Origin of the sequence: Prescottella defluvii, from assembly GCF_000738775.1 — a bacterium.
GTDB lineage: Bacteria > Actinomycetota > Actinomycetes > Mycobacteriales > Mycobacteriaceae > Prescottella > Prescottella defluvii.
The window spans coordinates 1-421 of the sequence record NZ_JPOC01000240.1; the positions used below are offsets into that span (position 1 = coordinate 1).

Sequence of the window (421 nt, forward strand, 5' to 3'; positions counted from 1 at the left end):
GGGCTCGGGTGTGGCCGGGGTGAGCAGCAGTGGCATGCCACGCCGCTCCGGGTCCGAGTCCATGGACTGCTCGAGCATCCGGATGCCCGACATCCCGTCGAGCGTGGCGTGGTGGATCTTCCCGTACAGCGCGAATCCGCCGCCCGCGAGGCCTTCGACGAGATAGCCCTCCCACATGGGCCGGGAGCGGTCGAGGCGGGGCTCGTGCAGGCGCGCGGCCAGCGCGGACAGGTCGTCGTCGTCGCCCGGGGGCGGGGGCGCGGGCCGCCGCCGGGGGCGGGCCCTGCGGGGTCGCCGGGGGGGGTGGCCGGCGGGCGGGGCGCCGGGGGGCGGCGGGGGGACAGGGCGCGGCCCGGGGGGGGGGCCGGCGCGGCGGCGGGACCGGCGCGGCCGAGGGGGGCGGGAGCGGTGGGGGCGGGTG

Annotated in this window: 1 protein-coding gene; it reads right to left on the reverse strand. The window is 81.5% G+C overall.

All coding sequences use genetic code 11. The features are described from left to right. A partial coding sequence (locus tag IJ15_RS26960; protein ID WP_331281044.1) for a wax ester/triacylglycerol synthase domain-containing protein occupies window positions 1–421 on the reverse strand: 421 nt, incomplete at both ends.